Genomic DNA, 4489 nt, shown 5'->3' with positions numbered 1-4489 from the left:
ATAGTATATATATCAGTAAATAAACCGGTGAACAGTTCTAAAATAACTCTTCACTGACTGTTCAGTACTAGTCACCGTGCCTTAATTGACCCTTTTCTTTGGCTAGCCAGAATTAACGGTATTTTTCGATTGATAAGAACAATTTGACCTAAAAAAAAGGTTTGTAATCATGTAAAGGTTAATATTGGCAATTATTGATAATTATTGGCAATCTACTTTTTAACCAGCTTAAATTTCACTCAAATTGCTGGGCTGCCACACAACAAGGGCTTGTTGCCAAGCGCAAAAATATTCTCACAATAGGGGGCTACTTAGTTAACTCAGCCGGAACTGGTCAACGCCAGCCGGATACAAAAAGGTAGCTTTCATGCTTTCAGTTGCAGCCCAAACTCCACCCAATTCCGTTCCTCCCATGGCCCTTCACTTTCCCCGCGACCGCTTTATGCGTCTGCCCGAGGTCATTCACAGCACAGGCCTGTCACGCTCGACCATTTATGACCTGATTAGCCGTCGGCAGTTTCCCGCGCAGCTATCTCTCGGCGGTAAAAACGTCGCCTGGCTGGCCTCCGAGATTGACGGCTGGATGAATGAACGCATTGCGGCCCGTTATCAGGGGGAGCAATCATGATCACCCTGACTATCGATGCCAAAAAGTTCACGTTGAACGATGAAGACACCGTGTATCTGGCCGAAACACTCAATCTGGCCGTGCGGAGAAAAGCATTGCCCACGGAAAAGCACCGCAGCGTCACCTTTCGCACGCTGGCGGTAGAAAATCACGGGGCGTCATCTCGCCAGAATGGGTATTTCCGATCACATCCTGATCGATCCGATCACGTCCTGACCGATTGCTAGGGAAAAGCGGCCCATGTCATCAAAAAGCCTTTTCTCTGGCGAGCCGGTGGTCTATAGTTTTCCGGCTGCCGCAAAATCGGCAGCCGGGCGTGGAAACCCGAGCAACTCAATGGCGACACAACACGCGCCAAGCGTGTTTTTTTATGTCGTAGCCTTAGCGCACCTATTAAAAGTTCAGGGGTTTATACACCTCTGTAACTGTCTAACAATGGTAGCTCAGGCGGGGCTGACTTCGGTCAGGCCGGTATTCATTGAGGCCGGTATTTCCACCCCCGTCTGGGCTACCACCCATAAGTGTGGAAACTTCGGTGGTAGCAATAACCATTACTCAATGAAGGCTGCCAACATGGCTACTACCCTCACCCCGTTATACCCGCAGTTTACCTATCTGTTTGCCGCCGTTCGCCGTGCCGAAGTCAGTGCGCCTGTTTGCCGTTTGCGCACCGTTGCTGCCAACGAACGCGCCGCACGCCGCGAGTTTGCCCGTGATTATGTGCTGCTGTTTGCCGGTCGCCTGCCAGCGGGGATGCCAGTATGAATACTCTTGCCGCCCGCTTTAACCAGCACACTCAATACCCCATTCCTCATGCCGACTATCTGCGCCTGCAACATGCCCACAACGTCGGCGTACTGTTCCTCGACATGCTCGATTCACAGGCCTGCGCCGGTCAGGGCTACGAGCCTGCACACAGCCAGTCCTTTGCCTCCGTGGTCGCCATGCTCACCGACCAGCTCGGCAAGGTCGTCGCCACCTGTGAATCCGTGATGCTTACCGATAAGGAAATCATGCAATGAATAACGCCCATCAGTCCTGCTTACCCGTTGAAGTCCTGACCGCCGTCTACCGCCGCGCCGTGGCGCAGGCATATCTCGATACCTGCGCAACATACGGCGTGAGCGTGGGGTATTCGCTGGACGAATTGCAAATGACCATTGCGATGAATCTGGAAGGCTATTACGTCACGCGCCACGGTGCTGAGGAAGGCATGGACATGGCCTGCACCATGCTCGGTGATATGGTGTCGCCCGACATTCTGGTGGCGAAGCCGCGCCTCACTCAGTTGGGCGAAACCATGATGGATGAACTGTGCCGCGAAAGGCTCTCGGCCCCACTCTCCGCCACGCTGCACTAAGGAAGGCGACCATGACGCAACTTACCGTTTCACACACCGCCCGCGTGGCCGTCGGTCAATGGCCTACCCTGTTACCGGCATTGGGCATTACCGTGGGCCTGAACGGCCAGCACACCGCCTGTCCGGTTTGCGGCGGCAAAGACCGCTTCCGCTTTGACAATCAGGCCGGACGCGGCACCTGGCTCTGCAACCAGTGCGGGGCCGGCGACGGGCTGGCGCTGGTCGAAAAAGCGCTGTCACTTTCGACTAAAGAGGCCGCCGCGCAGGTGGCCGCCCTGTTGGGGGACAATCCGGCCCCTGTTGTTTCGGCCTCGGTGCTACAGATTGACCAGGACAAAGTGGCCGCCCGACTGAAAGCTGCCACTCAGGCTCAGACTTTGGTGAGTAAAGCCATCACGCAAACCGGCCACGCCTATCTGGTGAATAAGGGCTGGCCGGACGAACCCGCGTTGACCCTGAACGGCCCGCCGCTGCGCATCGGTGGCGAAACGTTCAAGCAAGGTGATTTACTGGTGCCGCTGTTTGACGACCAGGGCGCGGTGGTTAACGTACAGCTGATTAACGCCAGCGGCACCAAGCGCATGCTGGCCGGAGGGCAGGTCAAGGAGGCGGCGCACTTCTTTGCGGGTGAATCTCACGCTGTAATCTGGCTGGTTGAGGGCTACGCCACCGGCCTGACGGTGCACAACCTGACGGGAGACACAGTGTACGTAGCGCTCAGCGCCAATAATCTGCCTGCGCTGGCGGCGCAGCTGCGCGAACGCTTCCACGAGGCGCAGTTACTGATAGCGGCGGACAACGACGAAAACGGAAAGGGGCAGGCCAAAGCCGACGAGGCCGCCTTGCTCAGCGGCGGCAAGGCCGCGCTGCCCGCCGAGGTGGGTGACTGGAATGATGTTTACCTGCTGGCAGGCGACACGGCAACCCGCAAGCAGCTGCTGGCCCACAGCCAGCCTAAGGTAACCAGCCCCTTTGATACCCTCAGCGCCGCCGACCTCAAGGACATGAGCGCCAGTGAGAAAGCGTCACTGCTGGAGCAGCATTATCAGTATCGGCTTGCCATGCCGCCGATTGGCGGTGAGCTGTGCCGTTATGAGAACGGCGCCTGGCAAACGCTCCCTGACGGCGTCGCCAGCCGTGAAACGGCGGCCCTGTTTCAGAAAATCCGTGCGCCGTTCTCGGCGGCGGGTATCGGCGGCATTCTGGACACGCTCAAGCTGATGGTGCAGCAGATGGGGACGCCCGTACGGCAGCTGATTGGCTTTAAGAACGGCGTGTTTGATACGGTAACCGGTGAATTCAGACGCCACGACAAGGCACACTGGCTGCGCACTGTCAACAGCGTCAACTACACCTCACCTAAGGCAGGCGAAAATCTGGCCGAGCACGCCCCGAACTTTTATCAATGGCTAACGCGTGCAGCGGGCAATAAGGAGGAGAAACAGGCGCGCATTCAGGCGGCCCTGTTTATGGTGCTGGCCAACCGTTATGACTGGCAGCTGTTCCTTGAAATCACGGGGCCAGGCGGCAGCGGAAAAAGCATTATGTCCGCGATTGCCGAACTTCTGGCAGGGGCCGACAATACCGTATCAGCCGATATTGAAGCGCTGGAATCGGCACGGCATCGGGCCTCCATCGTGGGCTATTCGTTTATCCAGTTACCTGACCAGGAGAAGTGGAGCGGCGACGGTGCAGGTATCAAGGCCATCACCGGCGGGGATGCGGTCACCATTGACCCTAAATACCGCAATGCCTATTCCACGCACATTCCGGCGGTGATTATGGCGGTGAACAATAACCCGATGCAGTTCAGCGACCGCAGCGGCGGCATTGCGCGCCGCAGGGTCATCATCACGTTCCCTGAAGTCGTTGAGGCCCACGAGCGTGACCCGCGACTGCTCGACAAGATTACCGCCGAACTGTCGGTTATCGTGCGCCACCTGATGCAGCGCTTTGCCAATCAGAACGACGCTCGACAACTTTTGCAGGCGCAGCAGAACTCCGACGAGGCGCGGGAGGTGAAACGCGAGACTGACCCGCTCATGGACTTCTGCGGGTATCTGTCTGAAGTTAGTACGCCCAACGGGTTGTACATGGGGAACGCCAACATCATTCCGGCCAACCCGCGCAAATACCTGTATCACGCCTACCTGTCGTTTATGGAGGCCAGGGGGCACAAATACCCGATGAACCTCACCGCCTTTGGTCGGGCCGTGCCGCAGACGTTGAAGGAGTACGAGATAATGCTGCTCAAACGCAAAACCAATCAGGGTATACAAACCAACCTGATATTGAATGAAGACTGCGAGGCCGACTGGCTCCCCAAGTGGGAAACCGTCTAACAAAAACACCCCACTCTCAACCGGCTCAGGCCGGTTTTTTGCATTCTACACCTACTGTTCACGAAAAGGTGACCAGTTCTAGGTAACTGTTCATTGACTATTCACATCTTAATACATTGAAAATATTCATTAATTTTAAAAATTGAACAGTATGAACAG

At 56.1% G+C, this 4489-nt stretch carries 6 protein-coding genes; all 6 read left to right on the top strand.

From position 1 onward, the window contains the following. Window positions 1-367: 367 nt before the first annotated feature. From BS640_RS21785 to BS640_RS21760, 6 genes are read left to right on the top strand one after another with little or no spacing between them, the layout of a single operon-like run. Window positions 368-628: a helix-turn-helix transcriptional regulator gene (locus BS640_RS21785; protein WP_084913327.1), complete on the top strand. Its 261-nt coding sequence runs from the start codon at window positions 368-370 to the stop codon at window positions 626-628. Continuing rightward, the gene (locus tag BS640_RS21780; protein WP_084913326.1) at window positions 625-855 is read left to right on the top strand and encodes a hypothetical protein; all 231 of its coding nucleotides are present in this window, start codon (window positions 625-627) and stop codon (window positions 853-855) included. The genes BS640_RS21785 and BS640_RS21780 overlap by 4 nt, the downstream gene beginning before the upstream one ends. A gap of 13 nt (window positions 856-868) precedes the next feature. Continuing rightward, window positions 869-1393 carry a host cell division inhibitor Icd-like protein gene (locus BS640_RS21775; protein WP_084913325.1) on the top strand — a complete coding sequence of 175 codons (525 nt, stop codon included), beginning with the start codon at window positions 869-871 and terminating at the stop codon, window positions 1391-1393. Beyond that, window positions 1390-1650, top strand: a complete 261-nt coding sequence (locus BS640_RS21770) for a hypothetical protein (RefSeq protein WP_084913324.1) — start codon at window positions 1390-1392, stop codon at window positions 1648-1650. Before BS640_RS21775 ends, BS640_RS21770 begins: the two co-directional genes overlap by 4 nt. Further along, window positions 1647-1988, top strand: coding sequence for a DUF5375 family protein (locus BS640_RS21765; RefSeq protein WP_084913323.1), 342 nt, complete (start codon window positions 1647-1649; stop codon window positions 1986-1988). The genes BS640_RS21770 and BS640_RS21765 overlap by 4 nt, the downstream gene beginning before the upstream one ends. An 11-nt stretch (window positions 1989-1999) precedes the next feature. Further along, window positions 2000-4330 (top strand): primase-helicase zinc-binding domain-containing protein, encoded by a 2331-nt coding sequence (locus BS640_RS21760; protein ID WP_084913322.1) that lies wholly within the window; start codon window positions 2000-2002, stop codon window positions 4328-4330. The last annotated feature ends 159 nt before the right edge of the window (window positions 4331-4489 follow it).

It is taken from the genome of Rouxiella badensis (assembly GCF_002093665.1).
GTDB lineage: Bacteria > Pseudomonadota > Gammaproteobacteria > Enterobacterales > Enterobacteriaceae > Rouxiella > Rouxiella badensis.
This window is presented reverse-complemented; position numbering and strand designations above follow the sequence as displayed.

Bases quoted from the DNA above. Each gene is read 5' to 3' on its own strand.
- BS640_RS21760 (WP_084913322.1), top strand. From the start codon at position 2,000: ATGACGCAACTTACCGTTTCACACACCGCCCGCGTGGCCGTCGGTCAA.
- BS640_RS21765 (WP_084913323.1), top strand. From the start codon at position 1,647: ATGAATAACGCCCATCAGTCCTGCTTACCCGTTGAAGTCCTGACCGCC.
- BS640_RS21780 (WP_084913326.1), top strand. From the start codon at position 625: ATGATCACCCTGACTATCGATGCCAAAAAGTTCACGTTGAACGATGAA.
- BS640_RS21770 (WP_084913324.1), top strand. From the start codon at position 1,390: ATGAATACTCTTGCCGCCCGCTTTAACCAGCACACTCAATACCCCATT.
- BS640_RS21775 (WP_084913325.1), top strand. From the start codon at position 869: ATGTCATCAAAAAGCCTTTTCTCTGGCGAGCCGGTGGTCTATAGTTTT.
- BS640_RS21785 (WP_084913327.1), top strand. From the start codon at position 368: ATGCTTTCAGTTGCAGCCCAAACTCCACCCAATTCCGTTCCTCCCATG.